The 14,913-nt window shown below is 59.3% G+C and carries 17 protein-coding genes, 1 other RNA gene and 1 pseudogene; 8 read left to right on the forward strand and 11 right to left on the reverse strand.

The window, feature by feature from the left end; translation table 11 throughout:
* The first annotated feature begins 51 nt into the window (after positions 1-51).
* Together PY308_RS02375 and PY308_RS02380 are read left to right on the forward strand one after the other, a co-directional pair.
* On the forward strand, positions 52-666 hold the full coding sequence (locus PY308_RS02375; protein WP_275787652.1) for an MOSC domain-containing protein: 615 nt from the start codon (positions 52-54) through the stop codon (positions 664-666).
* A 225-nt stretch (positions 667-891) separates the two neighbouring features.
* Positions 892-1,764 carry a DUF2865 domain-containing protein gene (locus PY308_RS02380; protein WP_275787655.1) on the forward strand — a complete coding sequence of 291 codons (873 nt, stop codon included), beginning with the start codon at positions 892-894 and terminating at the stop codon, positions 1,762-1,764.
* Positions 1,765-1,785: 21 nt separating this feature from the next.
* Here the strand turns inward: PY308_RS02380 and PY308_RS02385 are convergent, their stop codons facing one another.
* The 3 genes from PY308_RS02385 to ffs form a co-directional block, all read right to left on the reverse strand.
* Positions 1,786-2,109 (reverse strand): YbaB/EbfC family nucleoid-associated protein, encoded by a 324-nt coding sequence (locus PY308_RS02385; protein WP_275787658.1) that lies wholly within the window; start codon positions 2,107-2,109, stop codon positions 1,786-1,788.
* A gap of 37 nt (positions 2,110-2,146) precedes the next feature.
* Positions 2,147-4,021 (reverse strand): DNA polymerase III subunit gamma/tau, encoded by a 1,875-nt coding sequence (locus tag PY308_RS02390; RefSeq protein WP_275787661.1) that lies wholly within the window; start codon positions 4,019-4,021, stop codon positions 2,147-2,149.
* 66 nt (positions 4,022-4,087) lie between these two features.
* An RNA gene (gene ffs, locus PY308_RS02395) (signal recognition particle sRNA small type) lies at positions 4,088-4,184 on the reverse strand.
* 102 nt (positions 4,185-4,286) lie between these two features.
* On the opposite strand from ffs, the gene PY308_RS02400 reads away from it, so the two are divergent.
* Both PY308_RS02400 and nudC read left to right on the forward strand, forming a co-directional pair.
* Positions 4,287-4,691, forward strand: coding sequence for an HIT domain-containing protein (locus PY308_RS02400; protein ID WP_275787663.1), 405 nt, complete (start codon positions 4,287-4,289; stop codon positions 4,689-4,691).
* Between the two features lie 2 nt (positions 4,692-4,693).
* A complete protein-coding gene (gene nudC, locus PY308_RS02405; RefSeq protein WP_275787664.1) occupies positions 4,694-5,668 on the forward strand; it encodes an NAD(+) diphosphatase in 975 nt (324 codons plus the stop codon).
* A 57-nt stretch (positions 5,669-5,725) separates the two neighbouring features.
* On the opposite strand, the gene PY308_RS02410 is transcribed toward nudC, so the two are convergent.
* The 3 genes from PY308_RS02410 to PY308_RS02420 form a co-directional block, all read right to left on the reverse strand.
* Positions 5,726-6,793, reverse strand: coding sequence for a porin (locus tag PY308_RS02410; protein ID WP_275787667.1), 1,068 nt, complete (start codon positions 6,791-6,793; stop codon positions 5,726-5,728).
* A gap of 197 nt (positions 6,794-6,990) precedes the next feature.
* Positions 6,991-7,845 (reverse strand): prephenate dehydratase, encoded by an 855-nt coding sequence (locus PY308_RS02415; RefSeq protein WP_275787670.1) that lies wholly within the window; start codon positions 7,843-7,845, stop codon positions 6,991-6,993.
* A gap of 12 nt (positions 7,846-7,857) precedes the next feature.
* Positions 7,858-8,562 carry a 3-deoxy-manno-octulosonate cytidylyltransferase gene (locus PY308_RS02420; RefSeq protein ID WP_275790986.1) on the reverse strand — a complete coding sequence of 235 codons (705 nt, stop codon included), beginning with the start codon at positions 8,560-8,562 and terminating at the stop codon, positions 7,858-7,860.
* Between the two features lie 204 nt (positions 8,563-8,766).
* Between PY308_RS02420 and PY308_RS02425 the strand changes: the two genes are divergently transcribed.
* Positions 8,767-9,408 (forward strand): c-type cytochrome, encoded by a 642-nt coding sequence (locus tag PY308_RS02425; RefSeq protein WP_275787673.1) that lies wholly within the window; start codon positions 8,767-8,769, stop codon positions 9,406-9,408.
* 81 nt (positions 9,409-9,489) lie between these two features.
* Here the strand turns inward: PY308_RS02425 and PY308_RS02430 are convergent, their stop codons facing one another.
* Entirely contained in the window at positions 9,490-10,434 is a 945-nt protein-coding gene (locus PY308_RS02430; RefSeq protein WP_275787675.1) for an AEC family transporter, read from the reverse strand.
* A gap of 181 nt (positions 10,435-10,615) precedes the next feature.
* Between PY308_RS02430 and PY308_RS02435 the strand changes: the two genes are divergently transcribed.
* Positions 10,616-10,876, forward strand: a complete 261-nt coding sequence (locus PY308_RS02435) for a DUF982 domain-containing protein (RefSeq protein ID WP_275787677.1) — start codon at positions 10,616-10,618, stop codon at positions 10,874-10,876.
* 55 nt (positions 10,877-10,931) lie between these two features.
* Positions 10,932-11,189, forward strand: a complete 258-nt coding sequence (locus PY308_RS02440; RefSeq protein ID WP_275787680.1) for a BON domain-containing protein — start codon at positions 10,932-10,934, stop codon at positions 11,187-11,189.
* A gap of 36 nt (positions 11,190-11,225) precedes the next feature.
* Here the strand turns inward: PY308_RS02440 and PY308_RS02445 are convergent, their stop codons facing one another.
* The 3 genes from PY308_RS02445 to PY308_RS02455 form a co-directional block, all read right to left on the reverse strand.
* Positions 11,226-11,405 carry a hypothetical protein gene (locus PY308_RS02445; RefSeq protein WP_275787684.1) on the reverse strand — a complete coding sequence of 60 codons (180 nt, stop codon included), beginning with the start codon at positions 11,403-11,405 and terminating at the stop codon, positions 11,226-11,228.
* Positions 11,406-11,414: 9 nt separating this feature from the next.
* The gene (locus tag PY308_RS02450; RefSeq protein ID WP_275787687.1) at positions 11,415-11,609 is read right to left on the reverse strand and encodes a hypothetical protein; all 195 of its coding nucleotides are present in this window, start codon (positions 11,607-11,609) and stop codon (positions 11,415-11,417) included.
* 71 nt (positions 11,610-11,680) lie between these two features.
* Positions 11,681-12,907 (reverse strand): alpha/beta hydrolase, encoded by a 1,227-nt coding sequence (locus tag PY308_RS02455; RefSeq protein WP_434064190.1) that lies wholly within the window; start codon positions 12,905-12,907, stop codon positions 11,681-11,683.
* A gap of 602 nt (positions 12,908-13,509) precedes the next feature.
* Between PY308_RS02455 and PY308_RS22925 the strand changes: the two are divergent.
* Positions 13,510-13,668, forward strand: a pseudogene (locus PY308_RS22925) (hypothetical protein); the annotation flags it as partial.
* A gap of 82 nt (positions 13,669-13,750) precedes the next feature.
* Here the strand turns inward: PY308_RS22925 and PY308_RS02460 are convergent.
* The gene (locus tag PY308_RS02460; RefSeq protein ID WP_275787692.1) at positions 13,751-14,707 is read right to left on the reverse strand and encodes an IS481 family transposase; all 957 of its coding nucleotides are present in this window, start codon (positions 14,705-14,707) and stop codon (positions 13,751-13,753) included.
* Positions 14,708-14,913 lie beyond the last annotated feature (206 nt).

Raw genomic sequence — 14,913 nt, forward strand, 5'->3', positions numbered from 1 at the left:
TTCTATCTCATATCCGTGTCGAACGAAATTGCTGAAAAGAGTATCCCGCCCATGAAAATCCTCGCCGTCTGCACCGGCAGCGCCGAAATCCTGCCGGGAAAATCCTACAAGACCGGCATCTTCAAGCATCCGGTCGAGGCCGGCGTCATGATCGACCGCGAGGGGCTGATCGGTGACAAGATCTGCAACCGCAACCATCATGGCGGTCCCGATCAGGCCGTCTACGCGCTTGGCTCGGTCGATCTCGACTGGTGGTCGAAGGAACTGGGTCGTGACCTGGAGCCAGGCATTTTCGGTGAAAACCTGGTGATTGAGGGCGCCGATAGCCGTAGGGTTTCCGTGGGCGATCGTTTTCTGACGGAGACGATCGAACTTGAAGTCACGTCGGCCCGGATACCGTGCGCGACCCTGTCCGCGCGCATGAACGATCCGGCCTTTGCCCGGAGCTTCGTCAAGGCGGGGCGGCCGGGCTTCTATTGCCGTGTGTTGAAGGACGGTGTGATCCAGGCTGGCGACGAAATCACCTGCCATCCTTATACAGGGGCTGCGGTGATGATGCCGGAAATGCTGCAAAACTACGGCCGTAATCTCTCTGACGAGGACCGTGACCGATATCTGGCCGCCCCGATCCATGACAAGCTGCGTGCCAAACTCACCAGTGCCTGAGATGCCGCTGAGGTGAGGTGCTCGGGCCTTTCCCCCTTAACCATTCGGTAAGGTTTCGCTTTGCCGGGCGCGGGTTTGGCGTTAGGAGAGGGTTGTATCCATCCCCGCAAAGGGGCTGCAGCAATCCATTTTTATACCATGCAGACAAGGTCGTCGTTCTCCGCTTCCGTATCATGAGGGCGGCGAAGAACCGGGTCTTTGCGTGCTGTGCAAAGGACTGTCATCATGCGTGAAACTTTACAGCGGCGTTTCGGGCGATGGGCAATGGGGCTGGCGGTCGTGCTTACCGGGTTGAGCGTCGATCACCCGGCCTCAATGGCCGCCGATTGTCTGCCGCAGGCGGCGCGCAACCCGGAGGTCATGCGGCTTGAACGGCAGATCGCCGCCAACCGCAGCTTTCAGGTCAAATACGGCTGCGCAATGTTCGCTTCCTTCGCCTGCCGGGAGATTTCCGGGCGCATCGCTCAAGCGTCCAGTCGCCTGGTCGCCCTGTCGTCCGCTGCGCCCCTCCGGATTTGCGAGAGACCGGCGACCGCAAAACGGATCGACCGCCACCGCATCGTTTCGATGCCCCAGCGCAGGGCATCGGTGTTAACCAGGCGCATCACACCGGCTGTGGTCGAAACACAGTCCGGGATTGAAACGCGTTGTGTCCGGCTTTCTGACGGCTATTATTTTCCGACGCCGAACTCCGGCTACAACGCTGCGAAGGACAGGGACGTCATCCTTGCCCAGTGCCGGTTCATCTGTGACGATCCGGCCATGGACGTCTATCGCGTGAGCGGGCCGGACGGAAACGCCGACGACATGGTGTCCGTGGTTTCCGGTATACGCTATGCCGACTTGCCGAGTGCCGGCGCCTATCGCTCCGCCCCCCGTCTGAAAGCATGCGACATGAACCGTTTCTACAAGACGGTGATGGCCAGAACTCCGGCCGTAGCCGCTTCCGTTGCAAGGGATGTACCCGAAAAGCGGCCGGCTGACCTCATGACGGTCGCTGTTCTGGACAATGTCGGTCTGCGAGGCACAACAGGCTTCCTGCCGCCACCAACTCGCAGGGTGCGGATCGTCGGAGCGGCGTTCCTTCCGGAGGAATAGTCCGTCCTTCGGGCGCGAAGGTTAAAACGGCAGCTTCATGCCGGGCGGAATCGGCAGGCCGGCCGTCAGTTCGCGGGTCTTCTCGGCGGTGATCGCTTCAGCCTTGTCCTTGCCGTCCTTATGGGCGGCAACAATCAGGTCCTCGAGAATTTCGACATCGTCCTCCTTGAAGAGCGACGGATCGATCTTGATGCCCTTCAGGTTGCCCTTGCCGTCCATGCGCAGGGTCACGAGACCGCCGCCGGAGGAGCCATCGACTTCAAGTGCGGAAATCTCTTCCTGCATCTTTTCCATCTTGGCCTGCATTTCCTTGACCTTGCCCATCATGCCCATGATGTCACGCATCGCAAACTCCTCTTTGTGTCTATCTGTGAAAGTGGATCTAGTGTTCGATGTCGTCGCCGGGAAGGATATCGCCATCCTCGGACTCGGCGACGGCCACCGCCTGAAGCTCTTCCTCCGGCTCGGGACCCCTGATGCGGACATCGGCGATCTTTGCCCCGGGAAAGCGCGCCATGATCGCAGCGACATCGGGATCCTGCCTGGCGTCGTTGAATTGCCGCTCCTTGGTCGCCGCCTCGGTTTCCACCAGCGTCGGCTGGCCCTGGTCACGGCTGAGGATGACCATCCAGCGAATGCCGGTCCAGTCTTCGAGCTTCTTCTGGAGTTCTGCCACCAGCGTCTTCGGCGCATCATCCGGAAGATTGATTTCGAGCCGCCCCGGCTCGAGATTGACGATCCGCACGAAATTTCGCACCAGCGTTTTCATGCGAATATCGCGATTGGCGGCGCAGAAATCGGCGATATCGCTTGCAGATTTGAGCGGAATTCCAAGCTCCGCCTTGGCCGCCGCGGCCTCGACGGGCTTTTCTTCAATTTTTCCGACCGGCAATTCAGCCGCCGGAGCTGCGTTCGGCACCGTGCGCAACATGGTCGCGCCGTTTCCGGTAACGCGCTGTATGGGCGCCATCTCGCTGCTTCGCGCGTCGGCGGCAATGGCGGCTGAAGCCTGGGGTGAGCCGCCGCTCCCACCCGCCGCCGGGGGAGGTGCAGGCCGGGCTTCGCCACCCGACAGTTCAAGCAGCCGCCGGGCCGCATCTTCCGGCGAGGGAAGATGGGCGGCATGCGCAAGCCGGATGATGACCATTTCGGCTGCCCCCGCCGGGCGCGACGAGTTTTCGGTCTCGGGAATGCCTTTCAGCAGCATCTGCCAGATGCGGGACAAGGTGGTGACGGCAATGGTCGAGGAGAAGGCACTGCCGCGGGTGCGTTCGATCTCGCTCAGCGACTGGTCGATGGCCGCATCGGGCACATATTTCAGGCGAGTGACGAGATGGGTGAAATCGGCGAGATCGGTGAGCACGACGGAGGGGCTGGCGCCTGCCTCGTACTGTCCGGCAAATTCGAAGAGCGCTGCCGCCACATCGCCTTTGACGATGTGATCGAAGAGATCGACGATGCGCGCCCGGTCGGCAAGCCCGAGCATGGAGCGCACGGCTTCCACCTCGACCACGCCGCCGCCATGGGCGATCGCCTGATCGAGCAGCGACAGGCCGTCGCGCGCCGAGCCTTCGGCAGCGCGCGCAATCATCGCCATGGCATCCGGATCGGCAGAAATGCCTTCCTTGCCGAGGATCGTGGTGAACAGGCCGACGAGGTCCGACGCGCCGATGCGGCGCAGGTCGAAGCGCTGGCAACGCGACAGCACGGTGATCGGCACCTTGCGGATCTCGGTAGTGGCGAAGATGAACTTCACATGCTCTGGCGGCTCTTCGAGCGTCTTCAACAACCCGTTGAAGGCCTGGGTCGAGAGCATATGCACTTCGTCGATGATGTAGACTTTGTAGCGCGCCGAAACCGGACGGTAGCGCACCTGCTCGATGATCTCGCGGATATCGTCGATGCCGGTGTGGGATGCAGCATCCATCTCGATGACATCGACATGCCGGCCTTCCATGATCGCCTGGCAATGCTCGCCGGGGATGCGCAAGTCGATGGTCGGCTTGTCGATTTCGGCCGTTTTATAGTTCAGCGCGCGGGCCAGGATGCGGGCGGTCGTCGTCTTGCCGACACCGCGCACGCCGGTCAGCATATAGGCCTGCGCAATGCGTCCGGTGTCGAATGCATTCGTCAGCGTGCGTACCATCGGTTCCTGTCCGACCATCAGATCGGAGAAATCCTTCGGCCGGTATTTGCGCGCAAGAACGCGGTAGGCGGCGGGCTTTTCGGCGGGTGGGATCAGAATATCTTCGCTCATCGCCCTTTTTCCCCTAGATGGGGCCGTTTGACTTCAGTCGTGTCCAGACAGGACGGAAGGAAAAGGGTGGGAGGCTGGCACGATGACCCGTGCCTGGCTCGTTGGGGCTGCTTCCTTCCGGACCTGACCCGGTTGGCGAGTGGCTCGTCCACCACCAACCTCCCGACTTCCATATCGGCAATATCCGGACCAAATGCAAGCCACGCCTTGCAGAATCTGCTATCGGTTGACAAACAAAGGAAAAATCACAGTTCAGGGGATATGTTTGCCACAATTCACCATTGATCACCGCCTCGAGCGGGACGGATTGCTGATCGCCACACTCGGACTTTGCCAGCTTCGGATCAACAATGACCGTCGTTGGCCATGGCTCGTTCTCATTCCGCAGCGCAATGACCTGTCGGAAGTCTTCGAGCTTGCGCCGCTCGATCAGGCCGTGCTGACTTTCGAGAGCAATATGGTCGCTTCGGCATTGAAAAAAGCAACGGGGGCGACCAAGATCAATGTTGGCGCGCTTGGTAATATTGTTCGCCAGCTTCACGTTCATGTCATTGCCCGGGTTGAGGGTGATGCAAACTGGCCCGGACCTGTCTGGGGATTCGAGACGCCCGAACCTTGGGAAAACGATGCGCGCGAGGCTTTTGCAGCACGGATACTGGAAAATCTCTGATCATGACGAAATCGATATTCGACCTGCACGGTCCCCATCCCGAACCCAGCACGCTTGTCGCATTCGCCGAAAATCACTTGGACAGGCAGTCTGAGAACCGACCAGACGACTGCGTCGAGGCCGCCTTTCGCAAGGAGGGCGCGCATGTTTTTGCTTTTTCCGGCACAAAACTGGTCGTCAAGCATGACGAGCAGGTCATCGACCCGCTTTTCGCGCCCTATGAGCTTGCCGGCCTTGACCCTCAGTTGGACGACGCGGTTCTTCTTGGGTTCCTGCCGAATGGCGAGCCGCGATTGGCGGTGCCTGTCGGTCTGGCGGAGGATGCGCTTCCCGAGCCCTTCAAGCTTGCCGATGGGCGCATGCTCTATCGCCAGCAGATGCTGCCGGACGAACTTCTGGGCCAGTTCGCGCAGGCGTCCAGCCTGATCACATGGAATGCTACCAACCGCTTCTGTGGCAAGTGCGGATCGGCCATGGAGGTGAAGGCGGGCGGCTATCGCCGCGTATGCGCCGCGTGCGGCCACATGGTTTTTCCGCGAACCGACCCGGTCGTGATCATGATGACGATCGATCTGGAGCGCGACCTCTGCCTGCTGGGACGCAGCCCCCATTTCCCGGAAGGCATGTATTCCTGTCTCGCCGGTTTCCTGGAGCCGGGGGAAACCATAGAGAATGCAGTCAGACGCGAAACCTGCGAGGAATCCGGCATCCGCATCGGCCGTGTCCGCTATCATGCCTCACAGCCCTGGCCTATGCCACATACGCTGATGATTGGCTGCTATGCCGAGGCAAAATCCCGTGAGATCCACCGCGATGACCAGGAACTGGAAGATTGCCGCTGGTTTACGAGGGAGGAGACCGTCGCGATGCTGGCGCGCAACGCCGGAGTGGCCTTGGCCACCGGCGAGCTTGGTCCACCGCCGAAAGGGGCGATTGCGCATCGTCTGATGCGGGATTGGCTGGACTGGCCCGCCTGAAAAAACGGCGCCCGCACCTCGCCGACGCCGTTCCTCCCGTAAGAATGATGTGTCTGGTCAGAAGTTGCGCTGAAAGCGCAGTATACCGCCAAAGGCTTCTCCGCTGCCGCGTTCGCCATCAAAGTCGGTGTAATTGAGTTCCGGCATGACCGTGAGGTCTTTCACGACTTCGTATTCCACATTGAGCGCTGCGGCCAAGGTACCATCGTCTTCATAGGCGACCTGACCATTAAGCGAAGCCTTGTCGTTCAGCGTTGCCGAGAAGCCGCCCCATGCGGCCCAATCGCCATACCAGGGGCCATAATAGTTCAGCCGGCGAGTGCCGCCCGGACCCTTGTCGTTGTCCCAGTCGGACTGGTAGCCGCCCATGACGAAGACGGAGAAGACGTCGTTGAACTTGACATCGAGACGCACCTTGCCGCCGAAGGCTTCAGCATGGGTGTCGTAACCTGCAACCGCGCCGATGCCGCCCCAATCCTGTTCGTATCTTAAACCACCGAGGATATGAGGCGTGTCGCTATCCGTGTATCGCGCAGTAACATCGCCAAATCCGGTATCATATTCACCATCGCCTGCCTCAAGCCCGATCAACGCGGAGAACCCGTTCGATCCCTCATAGACATAGCTTGCCTGGTTGGTGCGGTCGCCGGTGTAATCGATGACGTCGTCGTTGATGATGTTGCCGGCCGAATTGAGCCAGGTATCGAACCGTGAATCGTCATAGCCTGCCCGGAAGCCGGCAATATCGATATAGGCACTGTTGATATAGGTAGAGCCGCTGCCGTCAGAGGCCTGGCTGCGCAGTTCGATAAACGAGCGCAACTCGCCATATTCCGTATTGCTGCGGGCGTCCAAACGGATCGTGCCACGCGAGAAACCGGACCAGCCGATATCGTCGCCGGTGTAGGGATCGTCGCCGAAGCTGGTTTCGAAGCGAACATATCCGCCGATTTTCAGGCAGGTTTCCGAGCCCGGAATATAGAAGTAGCCCGCACCGAATGCATCGCAGACGCGGACGTATTCCATCGCTTCCGGCTCTGACGCCACAATGGCGTCTGCCGCTTGGGCCTGCTGTACGGCCGCGAGAGCGGCAACTGATCCAAGAAGAATCATTTTCAGTTTCATGGAGATCTACCTTTTGTGGCGCATGCCGCTGGAGCCACGGCAAGCCGCCTAATTGCTGTTGGATGGAATGGCGCACGGTCGAGCAATACCAGTTTTATGCGACATACAAACCGCTGAGGGTCCTCCGTAAAATAACCATTTTTTGGCCACAAACGAAACCCGCCAGTTTTTGCCCTTTAAAAAGGCCGGTATCGTTCCTACAGAACGAGCCGCATAGGATGCGCGGGATAAGAGCCCAGGATCCTGACCTTCTCCGAAAAATACCGCAATTCATCAAGCGCCTGACGGACATGGGCGTCTTCGGGATGGCCTTCGATATCGGCATAGAACTGCGTCGCGATAAACTTTCCCCCAAGCTGGTAGCTTTCCAGCTTCGTCATGTTGATGCCGTTTGTGGCAAAGCCTCCGAGCGCCTTGTAAAGCGCGGCGGGAATATTGCGGACATTGAAGACAAAGGTGGTAACGATCACGTCCTTTTCGGCATGTCGCCGGATTTCCCTTTGATCCCGTGCCAGAACAACGAAGCGCGTCACATTGTTTTCCGTGTCCTCGACGTTCTCCGCAATGATGTCGAGCTTGTAGAGGTCTGCCGCAAGTCGGGGGGCAAGGGCGGCCATCGACCGGTCTCCCAATTCCGAGACCAGTTTCGCAGCCCCCGCTGTGTCGCCGGCAACCACCGGTTTCCAGCCATTGGCCCGAACGATCTTGCGGCATTGGCCAAGCGCATGGATGTGGCTGTGCACGGTCCTGATTTCATCGCGTGTCACGCCGGGCAGCGCCATCAACTGGAAGCGAATCGGCATGAAATATTCACCGATAATGTGGAGGCGCGACTCGGGCAGCAAATGATGGATATCCGCGACACGCCCTGCGATGGTGTTTTCGATCGGTATCATCCCGAGATCGGCCTCACCGCTCTCGACCGCAAGAAACGCGTCCTCGAAGGTCTGGCAGGGCAGCGGCTCCATGTCCGGAAACATGTCACGGCAGGCCATATCCGAGTTGGCGCCAAAGTCACCCTGGAAGGAAATTCGGTTGGTCTTGGCGGTCATTGATGATTCCAATCAGAGTTTGGTGGCAAGCAGGCGGCGGGCTTTTTCAAGATCGGCGGGCGTATCGACACCCAAAGGCACGGATTTGACGATTTCGACGTCGATGCGCATGCCCGCCTCAAGCGCCCGCAACTGCTCGAGTGATTCGCGTTTTTCCAGCGGTGAGGGCGACAGCGACACGAATTTGTCGAGTGCCGTGCGCCGGTAGGCATAAAGCCCGATGTGATGATAAAGCGGACCGCTGCCGTAAGGGGCGGTCGCCCGCGTAAAGTATAGCGCTCTCAACCGGCTGTCGGAAATCGGCGAGCCCACGACCTTGACGACATTCGGGTTGGTTTTTTCAGCCTCGTCATCGATCTCCACCGTCAGGGTCGCGATGTCCACCGCGGGATTCTGCAACGGTCGCAAGGCGGCGCGTATGGTCTCTGGCTCGATTGTCGGAAGATCGCCCTGGACATTGATGACGATCTTGGCCTTGTTTTCTGGATCACTCTTAAGCAGCGCTTCGTGAATGCGATCGGAGCCGGACTGATGATCCACACGCGTCATGACGGCTTCGAATCCGGCGGCGGTGATCGCCTCGAAAACCTCCTGATGATCGACCGCGACGACGATCCGCCCCACGTCGGCATCGCGTGCACGCAACGCGACCTGGACGATCATCGGCAGGCCGCAAATATCCGCCAGAGGCTTTCCCGGCAGGCGGGTGGAGGCCATGCGAGCGGGAATGAGGATCAAAGTTCTGTCGAAATTATCGCGAGTCACGGCTTTGGCCTTCAAAATGCATCGGAAAAGTGTCAAAAGGTCTCAGTCCGGTGCGTATAATCCTTGTTGCAACGGAAAGCCAAAAGACATAGGTTCCGCCCGATTTCAAGAGAGGCTGGCGCTTTGTTTGCGCCGGTTGCAAGGGAGCGTTTGCAGATGAACTCATATGTGAACATGGGCGTCGGTGCCTTTCTTGGCACGGTCTTCGTTTTGATGTCCGTGTCGATCGCATCGGAAGGCATTTTCCATTCGGAAGCTCCCGAAAAGGAAGGCTTTGCTATTATCGCCGAAGAAGGCGCCGCGGATGCGGGTTCAGGTGCCGCTGCGGAAGCCGAAATCGATATCAAGCCGCTGCTTGCTTCTGCCGACGCCGCTTCTGGAGCGACCGTGTTCAAGAAATGCGCGAGCTGTCACACCTCGGAGAAGGGCGGACCCAACAAGGTCGGCCCCAATCTCTGGGGCATCGTCGATCGCCCGATCGCAGGACACGAAGGTTTTAGCTATTCCGCCGGCATGAAGACATTCGCCGAAGCGAACAAGACCTGGACCTATGATCACCTGAGCTTCTTCATCGAGGCGCCGAAGAAGCATGTTCCCGGTACCGCCATGGGTTTTGCCGGCGTCAAGAAGCCGGACGAGCGCGCCAATCTGATTGCCTGGCTGCGTGAGCAGGCGGACACACCGGTGGCATTGCCGGATGTGAACGCTGCAGCGACGCCTGCCGCCGGCGGCGAGGCTGCTCAGCCGGCAACCGGAGGCGAGGCCAAGCCCGCCACGGAAACCGCTCCCGCCCCTTGAGGCCTTTTCAACCTGAACGCTCATCAGCCCGGCTTCAACGCCGGGCTTTTCTTGTTGATGTGGTCTCGAAAAATGACCCCGTTACAACAGAATATAGGCCCAGGCGGAAACGGAGATAACGCCGAACATCGTCGTCAGGGTGATCGTCGATGAGGCAAGCCCGTGTCCGACGTTGAAATGGTGGGCGATCAGCCAGGCGTTCACACCCGTTGGCACTGAAGAGGTCAGGACCAGCGCTGCGGTCAGTTGCTGGTCCAGCCCAAGCAGATGGCAGGCGCCGTAGACGGCTGCCGGCATGAGGACGAGTTTCAGAATGCTGGTGATGGAGGCGAGGCCGAAATTGCCCGCGAGGCCATATTTGTCAAGCGCCATGCCGATTGAGATCAGGGCCGCGGGCGCTGCCACCGCGGCGAGTTGATCGACGACGACTTTCACCGGACCGCCGAGCGGCACGCCGACAAGATGTGCCGCAGCACCACAGGCAAGGCCGATGACCAGCGGATTGCGCACAAGGTTGCGCAGGATGCCGCGCAACAATCGCAAGGGACTTTGACCGGGCTTGCCGCTGGCCTTCCGTTCTGCCCGCTCCATCAGGATGGTTCCCGCGATCATCATGAGCGGGAGATGGACCGAGAGCAGGATCGACAGGGCCACCAGCCCCTGTTCGCCGACATTGCGGGACACCAGCGGAAGGCCGATGAATACCGTGTTCGCAAAGGCTGAAGACACGCCTGCCAGAACGCCCGTGCGCGCATCCCGCTTGAAAACCAGCGTGGCTGCCAGATGCCCGCACGTCCAGGTCAAGGCAACGCCCGAGAAATAGGCAACCCATAATGGCCAGGGCGAGCCATCCTTGAAGTCGGCTTCGGCGATCGTTCGAAACAGAAGAACCGGCACGGCGACCTTGAAGACGAAATCACCCAGAGCCTCACCGATGGTATCCTTGAGATAGTTCATCCGGACGATTAGCCATCCCAATAGAATAAGGATGAAAATCGGCACGACATTCAAGAATACGTCAGACATCTGCATAGCCTCTTGGCGGTTTCCACGTCCGCCCGATACTAGGGATGATCCTATGGGTTCCTATCATCCATTCCCGGTATAAGCCCCAGTTGCCCGCAGGCCGCAACCCCGCATCCCCCAGAACACGGCGACGGCGCATATTTCACGCAAGCCTCATATGCCATCATCATCTTCGGAGGCTATGGATATGGTCGAGAAGTGGTGGCAGGAGCCCGTTATCCTCGAACTTGACGGGATTGGAAGATACCGCATCGTGCGCAATACACGGGAGGCAGTCCATTGTCTTCTGGACAAATGGCCCGTGCGCGAGGGCGAAGCTTACACTGCGGCCGTTCGAATGTGCGGCCATGTCATGCGGGGCGAGCAGCCGGTGGATTATGCCAGACAGGACTTCATTGCGGCGGCGGTAGAGGCATTCATCCATGTGCAGGCCAGTCATTAAGTCCGAAGCGGAACATTCGTGACCAAGGGGCGTTTCTTCACGGAAGGGCGCCACCATGCAAAAACAAATTTACATTCGTCAGGACGATCACCCCGACCTGACCGACGACGATCTTGCCGGCAAGGTTCTTCGCTATATTCGGTATGCTTCGCTCATCGACACGACGAACCTGTCGGTCGTTGCGCTGGGCCGCACGATCGTCCTCGATGGATTCGTAACGTGCGAAACGGATATCGGTTGTGTCGGGGAAGCTGCGGCTTCGGTAATCGGCGTCCATTCGGTGGAAAATCGTATTAAAGTCGTTAACCACTGAGCGAACGCAATTCGCGTCCGCCCAGTTGACCGCTTGCTAGAAAGCACCGCCCGTGACGGGATTTACCACGGGTCTGTCACTCTCATCCGCTTTGCCGGAAGGCTGGACCGTTGGAGGCGCTATTGACTGACCATCCGCAGGCAAAGGCTTTCCCGGCGGGCGATGGACGTCCAAAGGCGCTTTTTGCTCGGGTGTAGTATTTGCATCGTCCGTCATGGCGCTGCCTCACGCCATGCCGGCGGGATCGCCAATCGGGAGAAGAGCAGGGTTGAGCACCGGATCGTTCGGGTTTCGTGTATCGCCTTTGTCGATCAGCGGTGGTGTTGCCGGCTTGTCCTGTGTCCGGTCGGGAAGGCCAGGCGTCGTCTGCGGGCCACGCGGGGTCTCGTCAGTCGGTGGAACGGGGATGGTTGTAGGCATGATGGTTCTCCTCTTAATGTCAGGAGAACGGCCCGGAGCATCGAAGGTTCCGAGCCGGGTTGTCACTGGCGTCAATCGATTGGGGAATCTTCTTTTTCAAGCATCAGGTCGACCTCGTCAGGCGGACGCTTTTTCGATCTCATATTTCCGGATAGGAGGTTGACCGGCGTTGCCACGGTACCGGCCGCGACCTGGCCGATGTTGTTCGCAGTGCCGGCGACCAGAGCGGTAATGCCGTCGCCGACGCCGATATCGGAGTCCGTCAACGTTTGCCCGGTCACCAGCCGCCTGCCGATCAATTGGACGATTTCAGGGTTTTCTGCAAATTTTCCGTGCTTGAGCGCATCTTCCGTTTTCACCTGCGTCAGATCGACCACCGTGATTCCGGCTTTTTCGAGCTTGGTGCGATAGGGCTCTTCTGCCGGATTGATCTGCCCCAGCCGGAGAACGTCGCCGGAGATATAGCGCGACAGCGCCAGTGCACGGTCGTCCTGCGATACGAAAATCGTGAAGTTCGGTCTATTGTCGCCGAGCTCGCTCCATTGCCGGGCAAAGACGTCAACGTCGATATCGGGGGAGGCAAGAATGACGTTTTTGATCTTGGAGGGCAGTCTTCCCTGGCGAATAGCCATCTGGCGTATCGATTCCATGGCGAGCCATGTTCCCATCGAATGGGCAAGGATGGTGATATCCTTGACGTGGCCATCCTGGACGAGACCGTTCAGTGTCTGCTCGAGCGATGTGCGCGAGTAGTTGGTGCTTTCCTTGTCATAGTTATAATCGAACACGCGGGCGCGCGAAGGCCAGGTGAAGAGAACCGGCATGACGTCCGCACCCGAATCATGGACGATCTGGGCAAACCGGAACACGGAATCTTCGTAGGTGTTGTTGAAGCCGTGCACGAAGACCATCGCATGTCCGCCGCCGGCATGCTGCGCCAGCCAGGCGCGACCTTCTGTGATGTTGGACAACGGCTTGACGCGGACAACCGCGAAATCTTTCTGCGGGTCCGGCGGCAGCTTCTTCGGCCACTGTACGGTACCCACCATTCGGGCACTGTCGGGCGGAATCGACACGGCGACATCGGTGATCGACGGCTGGCTGGCACGCTCGCCTGTAAACAGCACCGCCGGGTCGTCCGAAGGCCGGCGGCTCGTTGCCACCAGCATATCCACGACCGCGGTCCCCTTTGGAGTGCCGGTGATAGTCACAGGCTGCATGACGCCCCTGACATGTCCGCCGCAACCGGAAAGTGCTGCTGCAAGCACTATCATTATTGCCAGTCGCCACTTGAGCATGCTGAATGTCCGCTTGAAATGCTGGCATCTATTTGAGGCGGGAGTTCTTCACAATCGGACAGGCCCGTCAAGCCCGCAGTGCCGCCGCGACAGCTATGATGGCCTGGCACAGTGTCTTCTTTGCCATCACGAGGACGGGACGGCCTCAGGCGCACTCTCCGGTCTGCAAGCGTCCTGCCCGGACTTCGCGTCGCGTTCGTCAAGCGATCATGCTGCAAAGGCTCTGCTTAAAATGAGCAAGTTCCGGACCGACTCCAGGATGACGACGAAAAGGCCTTCATCTAAAGCGTCAATCGAACGGTCGACAAAGCTTTCAAAGCGTGGAGATAGTATTCGAAAAATGGCGGACAGAGCGGAAATGCCCCACCATCTAAAAAACAACCACTTGAGCCGCCCAACGCCTTAAAAACACGCTTTGAAAAGGTTGCTGTTTCTTCGGCGCCTCCCACGAATGTTGAACTTGCTGCAGGCTGGTTGGCGCGCAACCGTGATGCCGTGTCCGGCGCGTTGCTGCCACTGCTGCGCAGCCGCTTCAATCTGACGAGCATTCAAGCAATAGAGGCCGCAAAACGAGCGCACCACATCGAATACGGCGGTGCGTGATGTCGCGTCAAAACCGCGAGAAAGCTGACGTAGCGATAGCTCATAAGGCGCTGAACGTAGCGCGTGGGCTTTCGAGTGCTGACAAAGCTGTTGGTGCTGCAATCCTCGATCATTTCAACAAGAGCACCGGCCAATGTGACCCAAGCATTGCACGTCTGGCGATGCTGCTTGGCGTCGATGAAAAGACAGTGCGCCGGGCGACGAACGAGCTATGTGCAGCACATGGGCTGTTCGAGCGGTCTAGATGTGGAGCCTCAACAGGTTGTCCCGGTTTAGACCGAGGCGACCGATGGGTGTTTTTGAGTTTAGGCTGCCGTGGGGGCGATGCCAGTTGTACATGTGGGTCCAGTTTGGCAGATTCGATTTGCGGTGCTCTGACGATGGATATGCGCATGCATAGGCCCATTCCCGCAATGCCGTCTGAATGAAGCGCTCGGCCTTGCCGTTGGTCTTGGGTGTGTAGGGTTTGGTGCGGACGTGCTTGAGACCAAGCGCCTTGCAGGCTTTTGCGAAGTCCCTGGCCTTGTAGCAGGAGCCATTGTCGGTCATCCCGCGCGTGACTGTGATGCCGAGGCTGTTGTAATAGGCGACGGCGGCCGTGAGGAAGGCAACCGCGCTGGCAGCCTTTTCGTCCGGGAAGATGTCGGTAAAGGCGATGCGGGAGGCGTCATCGATGCAGACGTGGACGTATTCCCAGCCGACACCACGGGATCTGCTCTGGCCCGTCCTGTTGCCGGTGATGCGGTGACCAACCCGGTCGAAGCGGCCGAGGCGCTTGATATCGAGATGGATCAGGCCGCCTGGCTCGGCATATTCGTAACGCACGACCGGCTCGGCGGGGGCGAGGTCCTTCATCCGTGACAGGCCGACACGTTTGAGAACCCGGCTGACGGTGGCAGGCGAAACACCAGTCTCCATGGCAATGTGCTTGCCGGTCAGCCGCTGCCTGCGAAGATCGGCGATGCGCTCGACCAGAGCGCCGCCCGTCTGCCGGGGACTGCTTCTGGGCCGCGATGAACGGTCCGCCATGCCGTCGCGTCCCGCCGTTTTGAAGCGCGCGACCCAGCGCGACACGACCTTCGGCGAGACGCCATAGATGCGCGCAGCTTGTGCCGGGGACACCCGCCCGCTCGTTACCGCCAAAGCCATTTCTTCTCGACGCACAGGCGTCAGTCGGGCATTCTTATGAATGTTCATTCGGAGCGATCCTGGAAAACTGAGGTGTGGTAACTCCAGTCTCCTAAATCCGCTCCGAATGGACAACCTCCTGAAAGCTCACATCTAGTCACGGTGGCAAATCTTCGCGCGCAAGCTATCGACCGAACTGGCCCGCTTTCAGACAAATCGTAAGCGATTGGGACCGCCGCATGAGGTCGGGAATTGGGCCTGACGATGGCGATAGT

The organism is Pararhizobium gei, from assembly GCF_029223885.1.
Taxonomy (GTDB): domain Bacteria; phylum Pseudomonadota; class Alphaproteobacteria; order Rhizobiales; family Rhizobiaceae; genus Pararhizobium; species Pararhizobium gei.

Excerpts from the sequence above, each read along its gene's own strand:
- PY308_RS02415 (WP_275787670.1), bottom strand. The coding sequence starts at position 7,845 with ATGACCGCCAAGACCAACCGAATTTCCTTCCAGGGTGACTTTGGCGCC.
- nudC (WP_275787664.1), top strand. The coding sequence starts at position 4,694 with ATGACGAAATCGATATTCGACCTGCACGGTCCCCATCCCGAACCCAGC.
- PY308_RS02425 (WP_275787673.1), top strand. The coding sequence starts at position 8,767 with ATGAACTCATATGTGAACATGGGCGTCGGTGCCTTTCTTGGCACGGTC.
- PY308_RS02375 (WP_275787652.1), top strand. The coding sequence starts at position 52 with ATGAAAATCCTCGCCGTCTGCACCGGCAGCGCCGAAATCCTGCCGGGA.
- PY308_RS02385 (WP_275787658.1), bottom strand. The coding sequence starts at position 2,109 with ATGCGTGACATCATGGGCATGATGGGCAAGGTCAAGGAAATGCAGGCC.
- PY308_RS02430 (WP_275787675.1), bottom strand. The coding sequence starts at position 10,434 with ATGTCTGACGTATTCTTGAATGTCGTGCCGATTTTCATCCTTATTCTA.
- PY308_RS02435 (WP_275787677.1), top strand. The coding sequence starts at position 10,616 with ATGGATATGGTCGAGAAGTGGTGGCAGGAGCCCGTTATCCTCGAACTT.
- PY308_RS02445 (WP_275787684.1), bottom strand. The coding sequence starts at position 11,405 with ATGACGGACGATGCAAATACTACACCCGAGCAAAAAGCGCCTTTGGAC.
- PY308_RS02390 (WP_275787661.1), bottom strand. The coding sequence starts at position 4,021 with ATGAGCGAAGATATTCTGATCCCACCCGCCGAAAAGCCCGCCGCCTAC.
- PY308_RS02380 (WP_275787655.1), top strand. The coding sequence starts at position 892 with ATGCGTGAAACTTTACAGCGGCGTTTCGGGCGATGGGCAATGGGGCTG.
- PY308_RS02410 (WP_275787667.1), bottom strand. The coding sequence starts at position 6,793 with ATGAAACTGAAAATGATTCTTCTTGGATCAGTTGCCGCTCTCGCGGCC.
- PY308_RS02420 (WP_275790986.1), bottom strand. The coding sequence starts at position 8,562 with ATGGCCTCCACCCGCCTGCCGGGAAAGCCTCTGGCGGATATTTGCGGC.
- PY308_RS02450 (WP_275787687.1), bottom strand. The coding sequence starts at position 11,609 with ATGCCTACAACCATCCCCGTTCCACCGACTGACGAGACCCCGCGTGGC.
- PY308_RS02455 (WP_434064190.1), bottom strand. The coding sequence starts at position 12,907 with ATGCTCAAGTGGCGACTGGCAATAATGATAGTGCTTGCAGCAGCACTT.
- PY308_RS02440 (WP_275787680.1), top strand. The coding sequence starts at position 10,932 with ATGCAAAAACAAATTTACATTCGTCAGGACGATCACCCCGACCTGACC.
- PY308_RS02460 (WP_275787692.1), bottom strand. The coding sequence starts at position 14,707 with ATGAACATTCATAAGAATGCCCGACTGACGCCTGTGCGTCGAGAAGAA.